Here is an 803-nt window from a genome sequence, read left to right as displayed (position 1 = left end):
GCCTTGTTTTTGGGGTGAACGATGCCAAACGCTATTCCAAGTAATGTTTTTTGAAATCTGAGTGGATAGAAAATTTACGGCGCAATTGGATGAGGTTTTTCCCAAAGCTTTCTTCCAAAAGCTCTCTATGCTTTTTCAGAATTTCCATAAGTTACAGATCATGAATGATAACTTCAGTAAAAGGCATGACTAAACCTACGTGCATCGTCCATGCGGCGCGGCTGTCGTTGCCAAGCGAGACAATGCCCGCAACTACTTCTGAATCATCTCCGCTATAGACAAGCCACCGTCCGTCATACTCTTCTGTAATTTCACTGCTCATATCATGCAGGTAAATATTAGCGAAATCAGATACGATGTCTCCGTACGCAATAATGGTNACAATGACGCCTTGATCTGCCGCCTGTTTGAGCTCTGATTCTATCTCTTCAAAATCCTCTTTCCATATTTCTAAGAGGAATCTTTTTTTGGCGGATAAGATACAGGCCTTCACCTTTTCAAGAATTTCACTGCGGCCGGTGATATTCCAGATGTTTTCCCGGTCATTTGCGGTCTGCTCGAACTTTTCAAAATATTTTTCAGCCTGATCAAAATGTTCTTCCGCTTTGAGCCGGCGGTTTTTAATCAATTCTTTCGCGGGGACAGGAACATACTGAGGCGTATTTCCATGACTGACAAAAACATCTCCTCTGATCACAAGGCTTTCCAGAACTTCATAAATTTTAGAACGGGGCACTCCGGATTTTTTGGCAACGGCGTAGCCTGTTAAAGGTGATTCTTGCAATAACGCCAAATAAGCTTTC

At 42.6% G+C, this 803-nt stretch carries 1 pseudogene; it reads right to left on the bottom strand.

Annotation, left to right across the window (positions count from 1 at the left end):
* Positions 1 to 31: 31 nt before the first annotated feature.
* Positions 32 to 803, bottom strand: a pseudogene (locus RVS70_RS21600) (TrmB family transcriptional regulator); the annotation flags it as partial.

This window comes from Virgibacillus sp. M23 (assembly GCF_034190895.1).
In the GTDB taxonomy this organism is placed as follows: domain Bacteria; phylum Bacillota; class Bacilli; order Bacillales; family Amphibacillaceae; genus Virgibacillus; species Virgibacillus salarius.
This window is presented reverse-complemented; position numbering and strand designations above follow the sequence as displayed.